At 33.2% G+C, this 23,210-nt stretch carries 19 protein-coding genes; 9 read left to right on the top strand and 10 right to left on the bottom strand.

Annotation, left to right across the window (positions count from 1 at the left end; translation table 11 throughout):
* Positions 1-8: 8 nt before the first annotated feature.
* The 9 genes from EAG11_RS00255 to EAG11_RS00295 form a co-directional block, all read right to left on the bottom strand.
* Positions 9-704: a hypothetical protein gene (locus EAG11_RS00255; protein WP_371414616.1), complete on the bottom strand. Its 696-nt coding sequence runs from the start codon at positions 702-704 to the stop codon at positions 9-11.
* A gap of 95 nt (positions 705-799) precedes the next feature.
* On the bottom strand, positions 800-1,303 hold the full coding sequence (locus tag EAG11_RS00260) for an LptE family protein (RefSeq protein ID WP_129537350.1): 504 nt from the start codon (positions 1,301-1,303) through the stop codon (positions 800-802).
* A gap of 69 nt (positions 1,304-1,372) precedes the next feature.
* The gene (locus tag EAG11_RS00265) at positions 1,373-2,632 is read right to left on the bottom strand and encodes a sigma-54-dependent Fis family transcriptional regulator (protein ID WP_129537351.1); all 1,260 of its coding nucleotides are present in this window, start codon (positions 2,630-2,632) and stop codon (positions 1,373-1,375) included.
* Between the two features lie 59 nt (positions 2,633-2,691).
* On the bottom strand, positions 2,692-3,063 hold the full coding sequence (locus EAG11_RS00270) for a GxxExxY protein (RefSeq protein ID WP_129537352.1): 372 nt from the start codon (positions 3,061-3,063) through the stop codon (positions 2,692-2,694).
* A gap of 86 nt (positions 3,064-3,149) precedes the next feature.
* Positions 3,150-4,595, bottom strand: coding sequence for a tRNA (N6-isopentenyl adenosine(37)-C2)-methylthiotransferase MiaB (gene miaB / locus EAG11_RS00275; RefSeq protein WP_129537353.1), 1,446 nt, complete (start codon positions 4,593-4,595; stop codon positions 3,150-3,152).
* Positions 4,596-4,768: 173 nt separating this feature from the next.
* Positions 4,769-5,560 carry a hypothetical protein gene (locus EAG11_RS00280; protein ID WP_129537354.1) on the bottom strand — a complete coding sequence of 264 codons (792 nt, stop codon included), beginning with the start codon at positions 5,558-5,560 and terminating at the stop codon, positions 4,769-4,771.
* A 26-nt stretch (positions 5,561-5,586) separates the two neighbouring features.
* Entirely contained in the window at positions 5,587-6,315 is a 729-nt protein-coding gene (locus EAG11_RS00285) for an MIP/aquaporin family protein (protein ID WP_129537355.1), read from the bottom strand.
* 26 nt (positions 6,316-6,341) lie between these two features.
* Positions 6,342-7,838 carry a glycerol kinase GlpK gene (gene glpK, locus EAG11_RS00290; protein ID WP_129537356.1) on the bottom strand — a complete coding sequence of 499 codons (1,497 nt, stop codon included), beginning with the start codon at positions 7,836-7,838 and terminating at the stop codon, positions 6,342-6,344.
* 12 nt (positions 7,839-7,850) lie between these two features.
* The gene (locus tag EAG11_RS00295) at positions 7,851-9,440 is read right to left on the bottom strand and encodes a glycerol-3-phosphate dehydrogenase/oxidase (RefSeq protein WP_129537357.1); all 1,590 of its coding nucleotides are present in this window, start codon (positions 9,438-9,440) and stop codon (positions 7,851-7,853) included.
* A 154-nt stretch (positions 9,441-9,594) separates the two neighbouring features.
* Here EAG11_RS00295 and EAG11_RS00300 point away from each other — a divergent pair, with 154 nt between their 5' ends.
* The 8 genes from EAG11_RS00300 (at position 9,595) to EAG11_RS00335 (ending at position 20,414) form a co-directional block, all read left to right on the top strand.
* Positions 9,595-10,368, top strand: a complete 774-nt coding sequence (locus EAG11_RS00300; protein WP_129537358.1) for a DeoR/GlpR family DNA-binding transcription regulator — start codon at positions 9,595-9,597, stop codon at positions 10,366-10,368.
* A 195-nt stretch (positions 10,369-10,563) separates the two neighbouring features.
* Positions 10,564-13,083: a type I DNA topoisomerase gene (gene topA / locus EAG11_RS00305; RefSeq protein ID WP_129537359.1), complete on the top strand. Its 2,520-nt coding sequence runs from the start codon at positions 10,564-10,566 to the stop codon at positions 13,081-13,083.
* 3 nt (positions 13,084-13,086) lie between these two features.
* Entirely contained in the window at positions 13,087-14,238 is a 1,152-nt protein-coding gene (locus tag EAG11_RS00310; RefSeq protein ID WP_129537360.1) for a formimidoylglutamase, read from the top strand.
* Positions 14,239-14,504: 266 nt separating this feature from the next.
* Complete coding sequence (gene gldK, locus EAG11_RS00315) at positions 14,505-15,905, top strand: gliding motility lipoprotein GldK (RefSeq protein WP_129537361.1); 1,401 nt, start codon at positions 14,505-14,507, stop codon at positions 15,903-15,905.
* 79 nt (positions 15,906-15,984) lie between these two features.
* Positions 15,985-16,632 (top strand): gliding motility protein GldL, encoded by a 648-nt coding sequence (gene gldL / locus EAG11_RS00320; RefSeq protein ID WP_129537362.1) that lies wholly within the window; start codon positions 15,985-15,987, stop codon positions 16,630-16,632.
* Positions 16,633-16,680: 48 nt separating this feature from the next.
* On the top strand, positions 16,681-18,219 hold the full coding sequence (gldM, locus tag EAG11_RS00325) for a gliding motility protein GldM (protein WP_129537363.1): 1,539 nt from the start codon (positions 16,681-16,683) through the stop codon (positions 18,217-18,219).
* A gap of 54 nt (positions 18,220-18,273) precedes the next feature.
* Positions 18,274-19,263, top strand: coding sequence for a gliding motility protein GldN (gldN, locus tag EAG11_RS00330; RefSeq protein ID WP_129541001.1), 990 nt, complete (start codon positions 18,274-18,276; stop codon positions 19,261-19,263).
* Positions 19,264-19,361: 98 nt separating this feature from the next.
* A complete protein-coding gene (locus EAG11_RS00335; protein ID WP_129537364.1) occupies positions 19,362-20,414 on the top strand; it encodes an FAD-binding oxidoreductase in 1,053 nt (350 codons plus the stop codon).
* Position 20,415: 1 nt separating this feature from the next.
* Here the strand turns inward: EAG11_RS00335 and EAG11_RS00340 are convergent, their stop codons facing one another.
* Positions 20,416-20,799, bottom strand: a complete 384-nt coding sequence (locus tag EAG11_RS00340; RefSeq protein ID WP_129537365.1) for a DUF983 domain-containing protein — start codon at positions 20,797-20,799, stop codon at positions 20,416-20,418.
* A 458-nt stretch (positions 20,800-21,257) separates the two neighbouring features.
* On the opposite strand from EAG11_RS00340, the gene EAG11_RS00345 reads away from it, so the two are divergent.
* Positions 21,258-23,165 (top strand): ATP-binding cassette domain-containing protein, encoded by a 1,908-nt coding sequence (locus EAG11_RS00345; RefSeq protein ID WP_129537366.1) that lies wholly within the window; start codon positions 21,258-21,260, stop codon positions 23,163-23,165.
* The last annotated feature ends 45 nt before the right edge of the window (positions 23,166-23,210 follow it).

Here is a 23,210-nt window from a genome sequence, read left to right on the forward strand (position 1 = left end):
TTTATCGATTAATTCCGCTTTTTTCTTTTTTCTTCGTTGATTTCGATTAAAGAATTGTCTATTTCAATAGGAGGAACTTCTTGTTTTTCTTCTTTGTTTTCTTTCTTCTTTTCCTCTTTTCGTTCAATAGGTTCTGTTCTAGAAAGTTGAAGCCATTCTTGGAAGGAATGTTTTTCTTTTGCAGAAAAATCCAGAGGTTTTCCTAATTCTAGATTTTGTTCTGCAATTTCTATGGCCTGTTCTGTAGTTTCTAAATTTACTTCGATAGTAGGAATTGAAGCTTCTTTTATAGAAGTAAGGATAGATTGTTCGATAGGATCTATAATTTTTATAGGTTCTACTTTTTCTATCACTTCTATTGTTTCGTCTTCAATTAGAACTTCAGGTAAAAGATGTTCGCTATCAATAACATTTATATCCAAAAGAGCTAAAGCTTTCTTGTCGTAATATTCTTTTTGAATGGTTGAAAAAGTTTCAGATGTTATAAAGTCAAATAAAATAGCTCTATCTGTTGTATGTGCAGCAGTAACTTTTAAGGCATAATTATACTTAAAACTGTTTTGACTATAAAGTCCTTTTAATCGCAATGCTCTTGCACTTTGGAAATAAGGAAATTCATTCAATACATTACCTAATTCATCCGTTTGCTTTTCGGAAATAGCATCGGGTCTATTTATTAGGTAAGTATAATCGTTAACATTCATTATATTCTGTTATTTAATCGTTTAAATTGTTTATTTGTATACTCGTCTTTTTTTGAATCGAATTAACGATTAACCAATTAAACGAATTAACCTTTTTACCATTTTGCTAATGACTCATTAAATATATCTTGGGTAATACGGTCAAGAATTTCTTTTATAGCTGTATCTTTTATTGGCCCTATAAGTTGATCTCGTGCCGGGTAGTCATAATAAAATTCGAATGATTTTTCAAAATCATCTGTTTCTTTCTTTCTATTAGTGAATCGTACGTTTACACGAATTTTTAATCTGTTTTGTGATGCCTGTTGATCTGCAGTTGCAGTCATCGGACTAATTCTGTAATCTGTAATCTCTCCTTCGTACATTAAATCCGCACCTGAACTCACTAAGTTTAAGTTGGTTTGGTTTTGGATTAAATCTTGTAATTGTAAAGTAAAAGTACGATCTAATCCTGGTTCAATTAAATCAGCGTTGTTCTGGAAGTAATTTACTTGAAATGTTTTTGCATCTATTTTACCCGTTCCTGTAAAGTTGTAAACGGAACAGCTACTAAAAGTAAAAACAATTACAATTATAATTAGGTACTGTATATTTCTCATTTTATTTTTTAAAAGCCCCAAAGGTATTTATTTTAGTTGTCAATTTTTACACAATTTGAATGTGTTATTTTACAAATCAAATTGTTTTATTTTTCTATACAAAGTTCGTTCCGAAATCCCTAGTTCGTCTGCTGCGGCTTTTCGTTTTCCTTTGTTTTTTTCTAATGATTTTTTAATCATTTCGATTTCTTTTTGCTCCAATCGTAAAACCTCTTCTTCTTCGATTGTTTCTGCAAATAAATAATTATCTTCATTAGAAGACTGGTATTGTTCCTCCCGACTAGGAGTGGTCATAACAGCAGTTCTTGGTTCTTCTTCAAAATCAATTTCACTATCATTTTCTTGTGAACCATATATTTTTTTGATTAAGTTTTTATTGGCTTCTTGTACATTTGCATTACCATTTTGCATTAACTCAAGTGTAAGTTTTTTTAAGTCATGCAAATCACTTTTCATGTCAAAAAGAACTTTGTATAAAATCTCTCTTTCGGTATTAAAGTCGCTATCATTTTTCTTCTCATTAATTACGGAAGGTAAATTTGGACCTTCTGTTGGTAGATAAGATTGTAATGTTGCAAGAGTGATATCCCGATTCGTTTCTAGAACTGAAATTTGCTCGGCTACATTTCGTAATTGACGAACGTTACCGTTCCATCTAAATTTTTGTAATAGTTGAACTGCATCATCATCCAGTTTTAATGGAGGCATTTTGTATTTATGAGCAAAATCAGATACGAATTTTCTAAACAATAAGTGAATGTCCTCTTTACGCTCACGTAATGGAGGTAAAGTGATTTCAACTGTACTCAGACGGTAGTATAAATCCTCACGGAATTTACCTTTTTCGATAGCGTTGAATAGGTTTACGTTGGTTGCGGCTACAATTCTTACATTAGTTTTTTGTACTTGTGATGAACCTACTTTTATAAATTCACCATTTTCAAGCACACGAAGTAATCTTACTTGTGTTGTTAGTGGTAATTCTCCAACTTCATCCAGGAATATAGTTCCACCATCGGCAACTTCAAAATAACCTTCACGTGTACTTGTAGCACCAGTAAAAGCTCCTTTTTCGTGGCCAAATAATTCACTATCAATAGTTCCTTCGGGAATTGCACCACAGTTTACAGCGATATATTTTCCGTGTTTTCTATGTGAAAGTGAATGTATAATTTTTGGAATACTTTCTTTACCAACACCACTTTCTCCGGTTACCATTACCGAAATATCGGTTGGTGCTACCTGAATTGCTTTTTCTATGGCGCGATTAAGCTTAGGATCATTTCCAATAATTTCAAAACGTTGTTTTATAGCTTGAACTGTCTCCATTTATATTTTTGTTTTTTTGCCACAGATTAAAATGATTTTCACAGATTTTTTTAAGTGTTTTATGAAATATATCTTTTGTATTGAAGGGATTTTGTTTGGAAATTAACAAGTAATCCTATTTCTGAGCTAGATAACTTCATGTAATTTATAATCTGAGCTATATGTTCATTTGAAAATTCCTTTATTGCTTTTACCTCTAAAACGATATCTTCATTAATAATAAAATCTGCATAAAATTTATGAGGCAAAACTTTGCCTTTGTATTCAATTGAATATTCCTTTTCTCTTTCAAAAGGAATATTATTTTCTTTAAATTCTATTTCTAAAGCGTCTTTGTAAACTATTTCTAATAAGCCTGGTCCAAGATTTCGGTGTACTTCCATACAAATGCCAATAATTTTATAAGTCTCACTTTCTTTATAATGTCGCATAAATTAATTTGTTCTCCATGATTAAATGTAGGTAAAATAATATAAAAATCATTTAAAATCCTATTAATCTGTGGCAAAAAAAGTAATCAATTCATGTTGCTCAATCCTATCGCTTCACCTTTTAATGTACCACTGGTGCAACTTGTGATTTTGACATTTACAAAATCACCAATTTTATAATCTTCTTTAGGAAAAACTACAGTAATACTTTGTGAATTTCTTCCAGAGAATTCTTCTTTAGATTTTTTAGAAACTTTTTCAACTAAAACTTCTACAGTTTGACCGATAAATTCTTCAGAACGAAACCAAGCGTGTTTTTGTTGTAGATCAACAATTTCTTGTAATCTTCTAGCTTTAGTTTCTTCGGTAACATCATCTTCCATTTTTCTTCCAGCCAAAGTTCCAGGACGTTCAGAATACGAATACATATAACCAAAATTATACTTTACATATTCCATTAAGCTCATTGTATCTTGGTGATCTTGCTCTGTTTCTGTTGGAAAACCAGCAATCATATCTTGTGATATTGAACTATTTGGAATTATTGTTTTGATTTTGTCAATCAAAGTCATGTATTCTTCACGTGTATGCAGTCGGTTCATCTCTTTTAGGATTCTGTTACTTCCAGACTGAACCGGTAAATGGATGTGTTTACAAATGTTAGGATATTTTGCAATAATATGTAAAACACTTTCGTGCATATCTTGTGGATTCGAGGTCGAGAAACGAATACGCATTTTAGGATAAGTCACAGCTACCATTTCTAATAATTGGTCGAAATTTACTGCCGTTGCCTTTTGCATATCTGATGCACTAACAAAGTCTTTTTTTAATCCACCACCGTACCATAAGTAACTATCTACGTTCTGGCCTAATAGTGTAATTTCTTTAAAGCCTTTGTTCCATAGATCTTGAATTTCATTCATAATACTCTGAGGTTCACGGCTACGCTCGCGTCCACGAGTAAAAGGTACCACGCAAAAGGTGCACATATTATCACAGCCACGGGTTATCGAAACTAATGCTGTGATTCCGTTGCTCATTAATCGAACAGGCGAAATATCACCATAAGTTTCATCTTTGGATAAAATTACGTTTATAGCATCGCGTCCTTCTTCGACTTCGCTTAATAAATTAGGTAAATCTTTGTAAGCATCAGGGCCAACAACAAGATCTACTATTTTTTCTTCTTCTAGAAACTGACTTTTTAAACGTTCAGCCATACATCCCAAAACTCCAACTTTCATTTTTGGGTTAATACGTTTTACAGCATTGTATTTTTCCAAACGTTTACGAATAGTTTGCTCAGCTTTGTCACGAATAGAACAGGTGTTTACTAGAACCAAATCAGCTTCTTCAAGAACCGAAGTTGTGTTGTAGCCACCATCAGATAAAATTGAAGCTACAATTTCGCTATCTGAAAAATTCATCGCGCAACCATAACTTTCTATAAAGAGTTTTTTAGTATTCTCAGGTTTATTTTCTAAAACAAGACTTTCGCCTTGTTTGCTTTCTTCAATAATCTTTTCCATAAGTCACTTTCAAAAGTGTATTTTAATAAGGACACAAATGTACGATTATTTGAGTGATTATGACAAGATGTCAGATGAAGATTTAACATTGTTTTTGTATTTTTACTTAACATGAAAAAACTCTCTTTGTTTTAAAGAGAGTTTTAACAAACAAATTAAAAACCTAAATGAGTTTAGAACAGATTGACTTCTAGTTGCAATCTGGCAATTTTGTTTTCAGGATTCCACATTGCGGTTGCTGAAACAGGTAATTTATAATTAAAAACAGAAATTTCTTTGGTTGCTTTTATTCCCGTATTTACAATACCGAAACTGCTTTCTGTTTTATTTGAGTATAGAAAAGTATCTCCATTAAGCGCATAGCCTGCTCCTAAGAAAACGTCTAAATTTACTTTTTGGTTTCTGATAGCGGGATAACTGAATTCGGTATAAGTTGTGTATTTGCTTTTGTAGCTGTTATTGCTATTAAGTTGTCTGTCTTTTAAACCGCTGTAAAGTATTATATCAACTTCTACTCGCAATGGAAAAGATTCCGGGAAACGATACGAAGTTCTTAAGTCTATAAGATGCGTCGATGTGAGTTTGTTGTAATTAAATACTTCAGGGTTTTCAATACCAGTAGTATTAAACAAATCCCATAATCCAATTGAAAAATTATTTTTTTGATATTGAATGTAGTAGTTTATTTCACGGTATTTCCCGTCAAATCCTGCACCACCCCATATTCCGACTGTAAAATTTCTTTTTTTATCAAATGTGTAATGAATATTTCCAGTAGCAGTCATACCGTCATTAATGACAAGTCCTCTCCATAGGTGGCTTGTTTTTAAGTCAACATTAAAGTCTAAACGGGATGGTTCTGTGTTTTCTGTTGAAACGAAACTACTATCCGAATCCGCTGTTTTTTGAGCGTATCCAGTTAGCCCTATAATTGAGATTATAGAGAAAAATAGTGTTTTTTTCATGATTTCTTATTTTATAAAAGAGATATTTAAAGTAATGCCATATATAAGAGTGCTGCTAAACCTGATCCTATGATTGGTCCTATAATCGGAATCCATGCATAGTCCCAATTGCTACTTCCTTTAAAAAGAAGGGCGTGTGTGATACGAGGGCCCAAATCTCTCGCAGGATTAATAGCGTAACCTGTAGTACCACCTAAAGAGAGTCCAATTGCCCATACTAAAATAGCAACTGGTAAAGCTCCAATAGAACCTAGACCTATTTTGACATCTGTGGCTGAGTTAAAGCTAAGCTCTGGACCTGCAATGTAGAAGATTACGAAAATAAGAACGAAAGCTCCGATTATTTCGCTAATTAAATTTGATACGTTGTTTCTAATTGCTGGTATAGTACTAAAACAGGCTAATTTCGAGCCTTCATCCTCGGTGATAGAGAAGTGATCTTTATGGAATAGCCAAACTAAGAATGCGCCGAGCATAGCTCCTAGTAATTGTGCGATGATGTAGGAAGCAACTTGACTCCAAGCAAATTTTCCTATAATGGCTAATCCAAGTGTTACTGCAGGGTTTAGATGCGCGCCACTAATTGGTCCTGAAACGGTTACGCCTACAAAGACTGCAAATGCCCATCCGGTAGTAATTACTATCCATCCAGAGTTGTTTCCTTTTGTTCCTTTAAGAACCACGTTTGCTACAACTCCGTTACCTAATAAGATAACGAGCATTGTGCCGATAATTTCTGCGATAAATGGTGACATCTTCTTGTTTTTTAATGGTTTGTTTCCTAGTCTTCAATCCAGTTTGTAGTGCGACCTACAGCTTTGTTCCAGTTGTGTACCAATTTGTCTACTTCGGCTTTTGGCATTTCTGGAGAGAATTCGCGGTCAATTGACCATTGCTCTTGAAGTTCGTCTATGCTTTTCCAGTATCCTACAGCTAATCCTGCTAAGTATGCAGCTCCTAATGCAGTTGTTTCTAAAGTTTTAGGTCTGATTACTTTAAATCCGAATAAATCTGATTGAAATTGCAACATTAAATTATTGACAACAGCTCCGCCATCAACTCTTAGTTCTTTTCCTTCGTTCCCAAAGTCGGCCTCCATTGATTTTGCTAGATCGAATACTTGATATGCAATTCCTTCTATAGTAGCACGTGCTATGTGTGCATTTGTTGTTCCTCTAGTAATACCAAAAATTGCTCCTCTAGCATATTGATCCCAATGAGGTGCGCCTAATCCTGTTAAAGCAGGAACAAAATATACACCACCATTATCAGGTACGCTTGCTGCTAAACTTTCGATTTCATCAGATGAATCGATCATTTTTGCACCATCTCTTAGCCATTGTACTGCTGCGCCACCAACAAATACACTTCCTTCTAGTGCATAAGTTGTTTTGCCGTTTATTTTCCAAGCAACTGTTGTAAGTAAATTGTTTTTAGAATAAACTGGCTTGTCGCCAGTATTCATTAGCATAAAACAACCAGTACCATATGTGTTTTTTACCATTCCTGGTTCTGTGCATAGTTGTCCAAAAAGAGCAGCTTGTTGGTCACCAGCTACACCAGCGATTGGAATTTTTGTAGAAAATAATGTTGTACAAGTTTCACCATATATTTCGCTACTTTGTTTTATTTCAGGTAGCATTGCTTTTGGAATATTAAATAATTCCAATAATTCGTTATCCCATTCTAATGTGTGAATGTTCATTAGTAAGGTTCTACTTGCGTTAGAAACATCTGTCATAAACATCTTGCCTCTGGTTAGTTTCCAGATTAGCCATGTGTCTACAGTTCCAAAGCATAGTTTTCCTTGTTCTGCTTTTTCGCGTGCACCTTTAACGTTATCTAAGATCCATTTTAACTTAGTTCCAGAAAAATAAGCATCTAGTTTTAATCCAGTTTTTTCTTGGATCATGTCTGTAAGGCCTTGTGCTTTTAATTCGTCACAATATTTTGCTGTTCGGCGATCTTGCCAAACAATAGCGTTGTATAATGGTTCGCTAGTTTCTCTGTCCCAGACAATTGTTGTTTCACGTTGGTTAGTAATTCCGATTGCAGCAATTTCTTTTCCTGAAATCCCCATCTTTGCAATAACTTCGGCAGCAACGCTAATTTGTGAATACCAGATTTCATTAGGATCATGTTCAACCCATCCCGGTTTTGGGAAGATTTGTTCATAAGGTTTTTGTGAAATACTTGCTATTTTGCCATCATGGTTGAATATGATGGCTCGAGAGGAGGTGGTACCTTGATCTAGTGTTAGGATAAATTTGTTTTCCATAATGGTGTATTTTTAATGGTGTTTTTCTTGAAAATCTGACAAAATAAATCCGTTTGCAAGATGTTTAAATTCTGATATTTGTCTTTGAGCCCATGTCTCGTCGTGGCCTAGTTCTTTAGCTAATAAATGAGCTACTTTTTCGCATGAAGCAATTGCAGCTCGTGCATCTAAAAATAACAAACGAACCCTTCTAGCCAATACGTCATCAATGGTTCTAGCCATTTCATAACGAATTGCCCAAGCTACTTCTGCCATCGTATATTCGTAATCTGGATGTAGCTTTTCTTTTAATTCAGGCTCTTTTTCTTGTAATTCTAATATTTTAGGAATATCAGTTCCGTATATATATAAATGATTTTCTCTAGCTTTTGCATCGGTTTGTTTGTTTCCGTGAATTGCAATATGCTCAGTTTTACATTTTAATTTTGGTAAATGATGTACAGTAATTGCTTTGTCTATAATGTCTTCTGCAATTTTTCTGTAGGTAGTCCATTTTCCTCCAGTAATGGTTATTAATCCAGTTTCAGAAACAATGATTTTGTGACTTCTAGAAACTTCTTTGGTGCTTTTTCCTTCTTTTTCTGGTGCAGCCAAAGGTCTTAACCCAGCAAAAACAGATAAAACATCAGCGCGAGTAGGTTTTTTTACTAAGAATCTTTGTGCAGTTTCTAATACGAATTCAATTTCTGTTTCTAATGCAATTGGCTCTAAGCTATGTTTTTTAATTAAAGTATCAGTTGTTCCAACTACTACTTTATTATGCCATGGCACAGCAAATAACACTCTTCCGTCACTTGTTTTAGGAATCATTAATGCTTGGTCGCTAGGTAAAAATGATTTGTCGAATACAAGATGAATTCCTTGGCTCGGAACAATATATTTTTTGTACACAGTGTCGTTTAGCTTCATTATTGCATTAGTGAAAACTCCAGTTGCATTTATGACAGCTTTACCTTTTATTTCGTGTTTTTCTCCAGATTCATGATCTATTATCTCAACACCTGTAACTTGGTTTTTGTCATTTTTTAATAAGCCAATAACTTTGGCGTAGTTTAAAAGACAAGCGCCATTTTCTACTGCAGTTTGTGCAATGTTTATAGCTAGACGAGAATCATCAAATTGACCATCTTGGTAAACAACTCCGCTTACTAGACCTTTTGGTTCTACAGTAGGAAGTAATTCAATAGTTTTTTTCTTTGAAATATATTTAGATCGCCCTAAACTTAGTCTTCCTGCTAACAAGTCGTAAATTGTAAGGCCTATAGTGTAGAAGTAGCCTCCCCACCAATTATAATTAGGTATAACGAAAGATTGATTTTTAACTAGGTGACCTGCATTTTGAGCCATTAGTCCTCTTTCTTTTAAAGCTTCTGTTACTAGAGAAATATCACCTTGCTCTAGATAACGAACACCTCCATGAACTAATTTAGTACTTCTGCTAGAAGTTCCTTTGGCAAAATCTACTGCTTCAATTAAAACAGTTTTGTATCCTCTGCTTGCGGCATCAAGAGCTGTCCCTAGTCCGCTAGCACCTCCTCCAATAATGATTACATCCCATTCGGAGGTTTGTTTTAGTTTTGCTAATTGTTCTATTCGTTTCATTGTTCAGTTTTATTTGTTTCGTATTTCTTTAAAATGCTTTCGAATAACAAACTTAATGAAATTAAACGAAACTAAATAAAATAAAGTGAAATTTATTTTATTATTTAATTTTTGTATCTTTCGCCATGAAGAATCTTAATATTAAAGCGACATTATGACCATTATCAACAGAAGACAAGAGGATATACTTAAAGAATTAGATCAAAAAGGATATGTAAATGTGGTTGATTTATGTGAATTGTTTAATGTTTCAACCGTAACTATACGAAAGGACCTGAATTTTTTAGAAAATGAAAAGTTACTGCATCGTACACATGGAGGTGCGAGCAAAAAGCCAATTTATGCTTTTGAAAGAGATGTTAGTGATAAGGAAACGTTACAGGTCGAGCAAAAAAAGCAAATAGCTAAAGAAGCCTTAAAATATATTAGTGAACATGATTACATTATATTGGGGTCAGGTTCGAATATTCATTATTTGTCTCGAATAATTACAGGATTCCAAAAACTAACAGTACTTACTCCTTCATTAAAAGTGTCTTTAGAGCTTAGTAAAGAAATTAATATTGATACGATACAATTAGGTGGAGATATTCGAAATAGTTCTACTTCTGCGGTTGGTCCAATTGCTGAAGCGACTTTGAGTCAATTTTCATGTAATAAATTATTTCTGGGTACAGACGGAGTTCATTTAGAATTCGGACTTAGCACATCTAATGCTTTAGAAGCACATTTAAATCAAGCTATGATCGAAGTAGCTGAAAAGGTTATAGTATTAGCGGATTCTACGAAAATGAATATTAGAGGTTTTGGTAAAATTTGTAATTTAAATAAAATAGATGTGTTGATTACTGATGAAGGTATCGATCCAGAGTCGAAAATAAAATTGGAAGAAATTGGAATAGACGTGGTTATCGCTAGTAAACTTTAGTTTGGAGGGGTTGTATATAAATTCGGTCATTTTATAAGATAAATGGGTGGGTATATTTGAATTTTATATTGTAGGAAAATTATATTATTTTACATTTGTGTTTGTATACTTATAAGTGGTATAAAATATTTTTAAAATTTAGTAAAGTGCAATATTTAAAAAAAATAGATACTTTTGTTCCAGAAAAATAGAGTAATGGCAAAGAATTTAGTGATAGTTGAGTCACCTGCAAAGGCAAAAACGATAGAGAAATTTTTAGGAAGTGATTTTCAAGTAGAGTCAAGTTATGGGCATATTGCCGACTTGCCTTCAAAAGAAATCGGTGTAGATGTAGAGAATGGTTTTAAACCTAAATATGAAGTTTCTCCGGATAAAAAAGCTTTGGTGAGCAAGCTAAAAACATTATCTAAGAATGCCGAAATGGTTTGGTTGGCGAGTGATGAGGATCGTGAGGGTGAGGCTATTTCATGGCATCTTGCTGAGGAATTGAAGTTAGATAGAAAGAAAACCAAACGAATTGTTTTTCATGAGATTACTAAAACTGCAATCTTAAAAGCAATTGAAAATCCAAGAGAGATAGATTATAACTTAGTTAATGCACAACAGGCACGTCGTGTATTAGATAGATTAGTTGGTTATGAATTATCTCCAGTTTTGTGGAGAAAAATAAAAGGAGGTTTATCAGCAGGACGTGTGCAATCAGTTTCTGTGCGTTTAATTGTTGAAAGAGAACGTGAGATTCAGAATTTTAAAGCTGTTGCAACATATTCTGTTGTTGCAGAATTTACTAATGAAAGTGGTAAAACATTCAAGGCTAAATTGCCTAAAAATTTTAATACAAAAAAAGAAGCCGAAGATTTTTTAAATAAAAATATAGGTTCTTCGTATAAGGTTTCAGACTTAGAAACGAAACCTACTAAAAAATCACCAACAGCACCGTTTACAACTTCTACCTTGCAACAAGAGGCAGCGAGAAAATTGTATTTGCCAGTTGGAATCACAATGCAGTTAGCACAACGTTTATACGAAGCGGGACTTATTACTTATATGAGAACCGATAGTGTTAATCTTTCTAAAGATGCAATGGATGCTGCTCAGGCAGAAATTATCAAATCATACGGGAAAGAATTCTCAAAACCGAGAACCTTTACAAATAAAAGCAAAGGAGCTCAGGAAGCGCATGAGGCGATTCGACCTACTGATATGTCACGTCATACGGTAAATATCGACAGAGATCAAGCGCGTTTGTATGATTTGATTTGGAAAAGAACATTGGCTTCACAAATGAGTGATGCGCAATTGGAAAGAACCAATGTGAAAATTGAAGCTAATAATCATAGCGAAATATTTACTGCATCTGGTGAAGTTTTACTTTTTGAAGGATTCTTAAAGGTGTATCTTGAAGGTCATGACGATGATGAAGAGGAGCAAGAAGGAATGTTGCCTGCAATGAAAGTGAATGAGAAATTAATAAATAACTACATCACGGCAACAGAAAGATATTCAAGACCACCAGCGCGTTATACAGAAGCATCTTTGGTTAAGAAATTAGAGGAACTTGGTATTGGACGTCCTTCTACTTATGCGCCAACAATTTCTACAATCATTAATAGAAATTATGTTGAGAAAGGTAATCTTGATGGGCAAGAACGTAATTATACACAACTTACGTTACAATCTAACAAGGTAGGAGAGAAGTTACTTAAAGAAAATACAGGTTCGGATAAAGGGAAGTTGGTTCCGACTGATATCGGAACAATTGTTACTGATTTCTTGGTTAAGAATTTTGGGACGATATTAGATTATAACTTTACGGCAAAAGTAGAGCAAGATTTTGATGAAATTGCTGAAGGAAATATTGATTGGGCACAAATGATGCAGGAGTTTTACGATAAATTTCATCCAAATGTAAAAGATGTTGAGGCAAATGCTGAAAGAGAAAGTGGAGAAAGAATATTAGGTAAAGATCCGGTTTCAGGAAGGCCAGTGTCGGTTCGTTTAGGGAAATTTGGTCCAATGGTGCAAATTGGTGAGCCGGATGATGAAGATAAAAAGTTTGCTAGTTTAATGGCAGACCAAAATATTGGGAATATAACTTTAGAGGAAGCTTTAAATTTGTTTTTATTGCCTAAAAAATTAGGTGAATATAAAGGAGAAGAAGTTGAAGTAAGTAATGGACGTTACGGACCCTATGTTCGTCATGGAAGCGTGTTTATTTCGTTGCCAAAAGGAGAAGATCCTTTGGATGTGACAATTACTAGAGCTCAAGAATTAATAGATGAAAAAGCACTTGCTGATGCGCCTATCGCTGTTTATAAAGGCGAAGGTGTACAAAAAGGAGTAGGGCGTTTTGGTCCGTTCATTAAATGGAATGGATTGTTTATTAATGTAAGTAAGAAATACGATTTTGATAATTTGTCACAATCGGATATAGAGGCATTAATTGAAGATAAGCTTCAGAAAAATATTGATAAAGTACTTCATAACTGGGAAGAAGAAGGAATCTTGGTTGAAAAAGCACGTTGGGGGCGTTCAGTTATCACAAAAGGTAAAATTAAAATTGAACTAAGTAAAGATGTTGATGCTACAAAATTAACATTGGCCGAAGTTCAAGAAATGATTGCGAAGAAAACCCCAGTTAAAAAGACAGCTGCTAAAAAAGCGCCAGCAACCAAAAAAGCTGTTGCGAAAAAAACAGTAGTAAAAAAGAAATAAAAAATGGAATTTGATTTTCTACAACCAGTTAACGAAGAAATTCTAAACTACGTTGATACATTGTCTTCTCAAGAATTGGGAAGTAAGATAGTTTTACATACTAAAGAACAATTTCCTGATATAACTAAAATTAATATTGCTATAATAGGAGTTTTGGATAATCGTGGAGATACAACTGCGATTAATGATGTAAATCTAAATCCATTTCGTAAAAAACTATATGGTATGTTTCCTGGAAATTGGGATATGTCTATCGCTGATTTAGGAGATGTTGTACAAGGGGATTCAGTAGATGATACTTACTATCTTTTAAAAAAAATAACAGCCGCTTTAATAAAAAATAGAATAGTGCCTATAGTAATAGGTGGTTCTCAAGATTTGACTTATGCTTTGTATCGTGCTTACGATGATTTAGAGCAGATGGTTAATTTAGTTGCGGTCGATAATAAATTTGATTTTGGGAAAGAGAGTGAAGATTCTTCAGCAACTTCATATTTGACTAAAATTATAGTAGATGCTCCTAATAACTTATTTAATTATTGTAATATAGGGTATCAGACCTATTATAATTCTCAAGAAGAAATAGATTTAATCGAAAAATTATTTTTTGATGCATATCGTTTAGGAGAGATTTCAAATAAAATTGCGCTTGCTGAGCCAGTTTTTAGAGATGCTGATTTAGTCAGTTTTGATTTGAATTCAGTTAAATCTGCTGATTCAGGAAATACTATTGCTTTTGAGCCTAATGGTTTTGATGGTAAAGAGATTTGTTCGTTGGCAAGGTATGCTGGAATTAGTGATAAAGTGTCTGCTTTTGGTTTGTTTAATCAGAATAGTACATTGCAAGAAGCTCCTTTAATGGCGCAAATAGTTTGGTATTTTATTGAAGGGTATCATTACCGTTCAAATGAGTATCCTTATGGTAGTCGAAAAAACTATCTAAAATATATAGTTCCGTTAGAAGAAGAAGAATTAGTTTTTTATAAAAGTGACAAAACAGATCGTTGGTGGATAGAGATACCTTTTATTTCAAATGGGAATAATAAATTGAAGAGAAATACGTTGTTATCTTGTTCTTACGATGAATATTTGATAGCGTGTAATCAGGAATTACCTGAAAGATGGTGGAAGGCACAGAGGAAAAACACGGTGTAATCGTTTTCGTAATAAGATGTTAATGATTGAGGGGGGTTTTAAAATGATTGATTTTGTTTTCATTAATAAGGTTATACTTATAGATATTAAAATTTAACGTTTTTAAGCGGTATTTTGTGGCAGTTTATCGACTAAATATTTTTTTTTTATTTTTTTTAACTTTAATTTTGGACCGTGAAAGAAATTACACAAAAAGCTATTGTTTTTTAGAAAAATAATAAATAGGTTTACGGACTTATAATAATGAATAGATAATCCAAATATATATGAAGAAGTTTATTGCATTTGCGGCATTTTTAACACTAATAGTTAGTTGTGGTAGGTCAAGTGACAAAGGAGAATTAGTAGGTGTTAAAGGCGGGAAATGGTATCCAGAAAAACCTTACGGAATGACTTTGATTCCAGGAGGGTCTTTTATCATGGGTAAGTCAGATGATGACTTGGCACAAGTAGAGGATGCACCAACAAAAACAGTTACAGTTCGTTCTTTTTATATGGATGAAACAGAGATAACAAATAGTGAATACCGTCAATTTGTAGAATGGGTTAAGGATTCTACAATGAGAGTTCGTTTGGCAATTATGGCTGATGAAATGGGTCAAAAACCTGGTGGTGGAGCTGATGCTAAAGGTAAAAAAAGTGGGAGCATAGGTGATTATGCTTTTAATGATTCTGATCCTGAAAAAATGACTGCTTACGATAAGTACATGTATGATAATTACTACAGTATCGGTACTGCTGATGATCCTTATGCAGGAAGAAAATTAAACAGAAAAGTTAAGTTAGCAAAAGGAACACAAGCCTATCCAGATGAGTATTACGCTGAGGTGATGGATTCTATGTATATCCCTGTTGAAGAGTCTTACAATGGATTAAGAACTATAGATGTTAATAAATTAAAATTCAGATATTCTTGGATGGATATTCAAGCTGCAGCTAAAGCTAAAGTAGGAAAAAGAAAAGAATTTGTTAAGACAGAAGAAGTTAAGGTTTATCCTGATACAACAGTTTGGATTAAAGACTTTACATACTCGTATAATGAGCCAATGCACAATGATTATTTCTGGCATAAAGCGTATGGAGATTATCCAGTAGTAGGAGTAAAATGGACTCAGGCAAAAGCGTTCTGTGCTTGGAGAACTTTAAATAAAAACACTTACATAAAAGCTAAAAAGAAAGGACATGATTTAGTAAACTCTTTCAGATTGCCTACAGAGGCAGAATGGGAGTATGCTGCTAGAGGAGGTCTAGAGTCAGGAACTTATCCATGGGGAGGTCCTTATATTAGAAACGATAGAGGTTGTTTTATGGCAAACTTTAAACCAAATAGAGGAGATTATGCAGCAGATAATGCTTTGTATACTGTAGAAGCAAAATCATATGACCCTAATGGTTATAATTTGTATAATATGGCTGGTAACGTTGCTGAGTGGACAGATTCTTCATATAGTCCAAATGCTTACGAATATGTGTCTACAATGAATCCTAATGTGCAAGATGGCTCTAATAAGCGTAAGGTAGTACGTGGAGGTTCGTGGAAAGATGTTGCTTATTTCTTACAAGTAAGTACTAGAGATTTTGAATATGCAGATTCTGCAAGAAGTTTTATCGGTTTTAGAACTGTTCAAGATTATATGGGAACACAATCAACTGGAAACAAGAAATAATCAAAATATTAAAAAGAAAGAAAATTAAATTCAATAACCAAATCCTTATTTTAAAACCTAAAACAAAACAAACAGAATTATGGCATTATTAAGTAAAAAAGCGATGAATTTCGCTTACGGTATGGGAGCAGCAGTAGTAATCATTGGAGCTTTATTCAAAATTACTCACTTTGAAATTGGACCGTTAACAGGAACCTTGATGCTTTCAATCGGATTAGTAACAGAAGCATTAATCTTTGCTTTATCTGCTTTTGAACCAGTTGACGAAGAATTAGACTGGACATTAGTATACCCAGAATTGGCTAACGGACAGGCAAAAGCAAAAGTTGCAAAAGCTGAAAAAACTTCAGATGCGCAAGGTTTACTTTCTCAAAAATTAGACGTTATGCTTAAAGAAGCTAAAATTGATGGAGAGTTAATGTCAAGCTTAGGTAATAGTATTAAAAACTTTGAGTCTGCTGCTAAAGGTATTGCTCCAACTGTTGATTCAATCGCTTCTACTAAAAAATACAGCGAAGAGTTATCTACTGCCGCTGCACAAATGGAATCATTAAATAGTTTATACAAAGTTCAATTAGAAAGTGCTTCTAGAAATGCAGAAGCTAATAAAGAGATTGCTGAAAATGCAACTAAATTAAAAGAACAAATGCAATCAATGACTGCAAATATTGCTTCTTTAAACAATGTATATGGTGGTATGCTTTCAGCTATGAATAATAAAGGATAATTAGTTAAAGACAATTATTATTAATAAAAAACTAATTATTTAGAAAATATGGCAGGAGGAAAATTAACCCCTAGACAGAAGATGATAAACCTGATGTATCTGGTTTTTATCGCAATGTTAGCAATGAATATGTCAAAAGAAGTTTTGTCTGCTTTTGGCTTAATGAATGAAAAATTTGAAAGTGCAAATGAGTCAGCTAAAATGACAAATGAGCAATTATTGTCTTCGTTAGATCAGAAAGCTGCTGAGGCTAAAGGAGAATTTGAAACAGCTGCTCAAACAGCTCACAAAGTAGAAGCAATATCAAAAGATTTTTATAGCTATATCGAAACTTTAAAAGGAGATGTTTTAAAAGGATTCGAAAAAGACAAAGAGACTGGAAAATTACCTTATGAGTCTATGGACAAAGGTGATAATATCGACAACTGGTTTACAGGTGAAGGTTATACTGCAAAAGGTAACGAAATCGTTGCTAAAATCGATAAGTACAAAGCTGATATGAAAGCTGTATTGGGCGATAAAAAGTATAGTGCAATTGTAGCTGAGATTGATAATAAATTTAATACTTCTGACGTTAAAAACAAAGAAGGTTTAAAAGATAAGTTTTTAGCTTACCATTTTAAAGGTTTTCCAGCTGTAGCTTCAGTTGCAAAATTATCAGCTTGGCAAAGTGATGTTAAAAAAGCAGAATCAGATGTTTATAGTTCAGCTTTAGGAAAAGCGGCAGTAGCAGCAGCTTCTTATAGTAATTATAAAGCAATTGTAGTTCTTGATAAAAACGCATATTTCCAAGGAGAAACTGTTACAGGTAAAGTAGTTTTAGGTCGTTATGACGAAAACACAAAACCTACTTCATTCTCAGGACCAGGTAAAATTGTTAACGGACAAGCTGTTATCTCGATGACTGCTGGTGGAATTGGAGAACAAAGTATTAACGGACAATTTACATTCTTAGAAGACGGAAAAACTATTCCGCTTAAATTTGAAGGTAAATATGTTGTAGTACCAAAACCAAATTCGGCTACTATTTCTGCAGATAAAATGAATGTAGTTTATAGAGGTGTTGTTAACCCTATCTCAGTTTCATTCGCAGGAGTTGCTGATAATAAAGTTGTAGCAAGTGCTCCAGGATTGTCTTCAGCAGGTAAGCCAGGAAAATATAATATGAGTCCAGGTACAGGTACAGAAACTACAATTTCTGTTACAGGTACATTGCCAAATGGTACTACAGTTTCTGATAAGAAAACTTTCAGAATTAAAGGTATCCCTGGGCCAAGTGGAACTATTAGAGGAGAAATGGGTATCGTAAAAGGACCTAAATCAAACCTTGAAGTAGCTACAATTGGAGCTAAATTAGTTGATTTTGATTTTGAAGTTGGATTAGATGTTGTTGGATTTAATTTAAAAGTTACTGGACAACCTACAGTTGTAGTTTCTGGTAATAAATTAAATGCACAATGTAAATCAGTTCTTTCAAAAGCAGGTAGAGGTGACCAAGTCACTATTTCTGAGATTAAAACTAAACTTGTTGGAGCAGGAAGTTATTTATTGCCTAGAACTTCTCCAGTAATTTTTGAAATACAATAATAAGTAGTTCTATAAAGTAAACTACTTCAATATCTTATACTGATAGATACCATGATGAATGTAAGAAATTTTTTAATAGCTATTGTCTCTGTTGCAGGGAGTTTTACCACATTTGCACAGTCGAATTTGCTTAATGCAAAAACACCAGCAGAAATTGGTTTAAAAACACCAGCTCAACTTATTTCAGACAATGACAAACCATTAGCTTATGGTTATGTACACGATAGAGATGTTTTGATGGGGAAAACTGTTTGGGAAATCATTGATTTGAATGAAAAAATCAACTTCTCATTGTATTTTCCTATTGACACTGCCAATATTGGTTCAGACAGACGTTCTATGTACGATGTCTTGACAAAAGCAATTAAAAATGGTAAAATTACTGAAGTTTATACTGATAGTTATTTCAATACCAAAAAGTCTATGAAAGATATTCAGGCTTCTTTATCACGCATTGATACAACTGATGCAGGTAGAGAGCAATTGAATCAAGATCCAGGTGCATATGTTGCGCAAACGATCCAAAAAAAGAAGACTACAGGTAAAGGGAAAAACAAAGTAACTACAACTGAAACAGTAGACGTTCCTGCATCTAAAACTATATCTTCTGAGTATATCTTGAAAACTGATTTAACAGCTCAAGATGTTACAGAATATAAAATTAAAGGGTATTGGTATTTTGATAAACGTCAAAGTGAATTAAAGTATCGTCTATTAGGGATTTGTCCTGTAACTCCAGATGTTTACACTATTAATAGTGAAGAGAAGGATTATATAGAATTGTTCTGGGTATTCTTCCCAGATGCTAGAAATGTTTTGCATGAAGCTAAAGCTTTTAATGACAAAAACTCTGCAATGCCAATTTCTTTTGATCAAATCTTGAACTCTAGACGTTTTAACAGCACAATCTATAAAGAAGAAAATGTTTATGGAGATAGAGCTATCGATGAATACATGAAGGATAATGCTCAGAATCAATTATTAGAATCTGAGAGAGTGAAAGAAAAAATTAGAAATTTCGAATCAGATATGTGGAATTACTAATAAAATAATTTACTTCTTTAATATAAACTCTTACCATTAATGGTAAGAGTTTTTTTTTATTTAAGTTTGATGGCTGTAACAGTTTAATTTATTTTTTCATGATTGACTATTTAATTATTGGCTCAGGTTTGGCTGGGATTTCTTTTTCAGAAAAAGCGTTGACGCACAATAAATCTATATTGGTGGTAGATGATAAATCACAAAACTCATCAAAAATTGCTGGCGGATTATATAATCCAGTAATTTTAAAAAGATTTAGTGAAGTGTGGCAAGCACAAGCGCAGTTAGTTTTAATGGATTCGTTTTATGGAGAAATTGAAGCTAAGCTAGCCACAAAATTCAACTATCAGCTTCCGATTTTGAGAAAATTTTTCTCGATTGAAGAACAGAACAATTGGTTTAGTGCTTCTGATAAAAAGAACTTAGCTCCTTTTTTGTCTACTAAGTTAGTTTCTAAAAAATACAATAGCATAGATTCCCCATACGATTATGGAGAAGTTTTACACACTGGTTATGTTGATACCGCTTTATTGTTAGAAAAGTATAGAGAATATTTACTAGCTAATAATTTGTTGCTACAAGAATCGTTTGATTATGATCAAATAGAGTTTTTAGATTCAGGTATTCAATATAAAAATATCCAAGCACGTCATGTGATTTTTGCAGAGGGGTTTGGGTTATATAAGAACCCGTTTTTTAATGATTTGCCTTTAGATGGAACAAAAGGAGAATTATTTATTATAAAAGCAGTTGGTTTAAATATAGATGTGATTGTGAATACAAGTGTGTTTATCCTGCCTTTAGGAGATGATTTGTTTAAAGTAGGGGCTACTTACAATTGGAAGGATAAAACCGATTTGCCTACTGAGGAGGCTAAACAAGAGCTTCTAGAGCGTATCCGTGAAATTATCACTTGTGATTTTGAAATAGTTGAACATTTTGCTGGGGTTCGTCCTACAGTAAAAGATAGAAGACCATTGGTAGGGACACATCATACTCATAAGTCACTTCATGTTCTTAACGGATTAGGAACACGAGGGGTCATGCTCGGACCAGCAATGGCAAAAGCTTTATTTGAAAATATTGAAAATGACATCCCTCTGGATAGTGAGATAAATATCCAGCGATTTTATAAAAAGAATAAAAAGTAATTTATTTTATATTGTTGTTAGGGTCGTAAGAAACAAACATATTGATGTATATGTTTCTCGACCATCTTAATACAAAAGGAAATAATAAAACTAGAGTTATTACAATTGCTATAAAAGAAGTTTCAATACTTGAATTAAATAAAACATAAGATATAATAAAGGCAGCAATTCCTAAAGCAACATTTAGTCCGTAGCTTACATACATTGCTCCATAAAAAAACGAAGGTTCAATTTGGTACACAAATCCACAATGACTGCAAGATTCATTCATTTTTAGAACCTTACTTAAATGGAATGGATTCTTGTCTTCGTACATACTTTCGTTTTGGCACTTAGGACAAGTTCCTTTTAAAATACTATTTAGTTTAGATCCCTTTTTGAACATTTTGAGTAGGTTTTTGTGAAATGTAAAATAGCTACCTGTTATTTTGAGTTAAGACAGAGTAATTATTTTAAATAATAAGATATGATTTTAATTCAAAGATAATCATTGATTGCCACATTCACAATTTTCCTATTCTTAATAACCAAAAAGATGTAAAAAAGATGCTTTTAGTACGCTGTAATTAGGTTTTTTAACTTTATAGTATAATACATTCCTTTTCACTACCTTTGCATTTTTAAAATCATAAGCAAAATGCAATATTTATTGCTTTATATTTTAGAAAATCAAGAATTAAAAATACGGATTAGAGGTTAGTTAAGCACATAAATAAAGTTTTTGTAAGCTCAATAAATGTTTAATTACTTAGAGAAAAGTATTTCAATGTCTACAAAAATTGATTTTCATTAATTTGAAGCTATCAATTTACACAATCAATTAGTTAAAAATAACAATAATAAATGCTTAATATACATAATTTATCTGTTTCGTTTGGGGGGTCTTATTTATTTGAGGAAGTTACTTTTCGTTTAGGTGCTGGAGATCGAGTAGGTCTTGTTGGGAAAAATGGTGCTGGAAAATCAACAATGTTAAAAATTCTTGCAGGAGATTTTAAACCAGATTCTGGTCAGATTGCAACAGAGAAAGAAGTAAGAATGGGATTCCTGCGTCAGGATATTGATTTCGAACAAGGAAGAACAGTACTCGAAGAGGCCTACGAAGCTTTTACAGATATAAAAGTTGTAGAGAAAAAATTAGAGCAAATCAATCATCAATTGGTAACCAGAACCGATTATGAAAGTGAAGAATACAGTCAGATTATCGAAGATTTATCTGATTATACACACCGTTTTGATTTATTAGGTGGATATAATTATGTAGGAGACACTGAGAAAATCCTTATAGGTTTAGGTTTTAAAAGAGAAGTTTTTAATAACCAAACCGAAACTTTTTCGGGAGGATGGAGAATGCGTATCGAGTTGGCAAAATTATTATTACAGTCTAATGATATTTTGTTGCTGGATGAGCCTACGAATCACTTGGATATTGAGAGTATCATTTGGTTAGAAAGTTTTTTACGTAATTATCCTGGTGTTGTGGTAATTGTTTCCCACGATAAAATGTTCTTGGATAATGTAACCAACAGAACAATCGAAATTTCATTAGGTAAGGCATACGATTTTAATAAGCCATATTCAGAATACTTATTGTTACGTCATGAAATTCGTGAAAAACAATTGGCTACACAAAAAAATCAAGCTAAGAAAATTGAAGAAACAGAGAAGCTAATTGAGAAATTCCGTGCCAAAGCTTCAAAAGCATCTATGGCGCAATCGCTTATCAAAAAATTAGATAAAGTAGAACGTATCGAGGTTGACGAAGATGATAATTCGGTAATGAATATTTCCTTCCCAGTTTCTAAAGAACCTGGTAGAGTAGTAGTCGAAGCTGATCATGTTACAAAAGCTTATGGAGATAAAGTTATACTTAAAGATATCAATCTGTTGGTAGAACGTGGAAGCAAAATTGCTTTTGTGGGACAGAATGGACAAGGAAAATCAACTTTTATTAAAGCGATTGTTGATGAATTTGAATATCAGGGAAGTATAAAATTAGGACATAATGTTCAGTTGGGTTATTTTGCACAAAATCAAGCAGAATATCTAGATGGTGAAATTACATTGTTACAAACAATGGAAGATGCTGCAATGGATACCAACCGATCTAAGGTTCGTGACATGTTAGGGTCATTTTTGTTTCGTGGAGATGATGTAGAGAAAAAGGTAAAAGTTCTTTCGGGAGGAGAAAGAAACCGTTTAGCATTATGTAAGTTGTTGTTACAGCCTATAAATGTTTTGCTAATGGATGAGCCTACGAATCACTTGGACATTAAATCTAAGAATGTACTGAAAGCAGCACTTCAAAAATTTGGAGGAACATTGTTACTAGTTTCTCACGATAGAGATTTTCTTCAGGGAATGTCTAATTTAGTATATGAATTCAAGGATCAAAAGATAAAAGAATATTTAGGAGACATCAATTATTTCTTAGAACAGCGTAATTTAGAAAATATGCGTGAAGTTGAGAAAAAAGATGCTACAAAAGCGGGAGCTCCTAAAGAAAGTAATAAAGCTTCATACGAAGATCAAAAGAAAAATAAAGCATTGCAGAATCGCTTGAGTAAAGTAGAAAGTCAAATCAAGCAATTAGAAAAAGACATTCAGCATGACGATAAAATGTTAGCTTCAAATTATGACAAGCATATCGAAGATGCTTCATTCTTTATGGCTTACAATAAAAAGAAAGCCGAATTAGATAAATTACTTTCAGAATGGGAAGTAGTTCAGGAAGAAATAGATAATCTATAATTCAATAGTTAGGAGCTAATCCAGCTTTCGCTACAAGTCCTCATA

Source organism: Flavobacterium sp. 140616W15 (assembly GCF_003668995.1).
In the GTDB taxonomy this organism is placed as follows: domain Bacteria; phylum Bacteroidota; class Bacteroidia; order Flavobacteriales; family Flavobacteriaceae; genus Flavobacterium.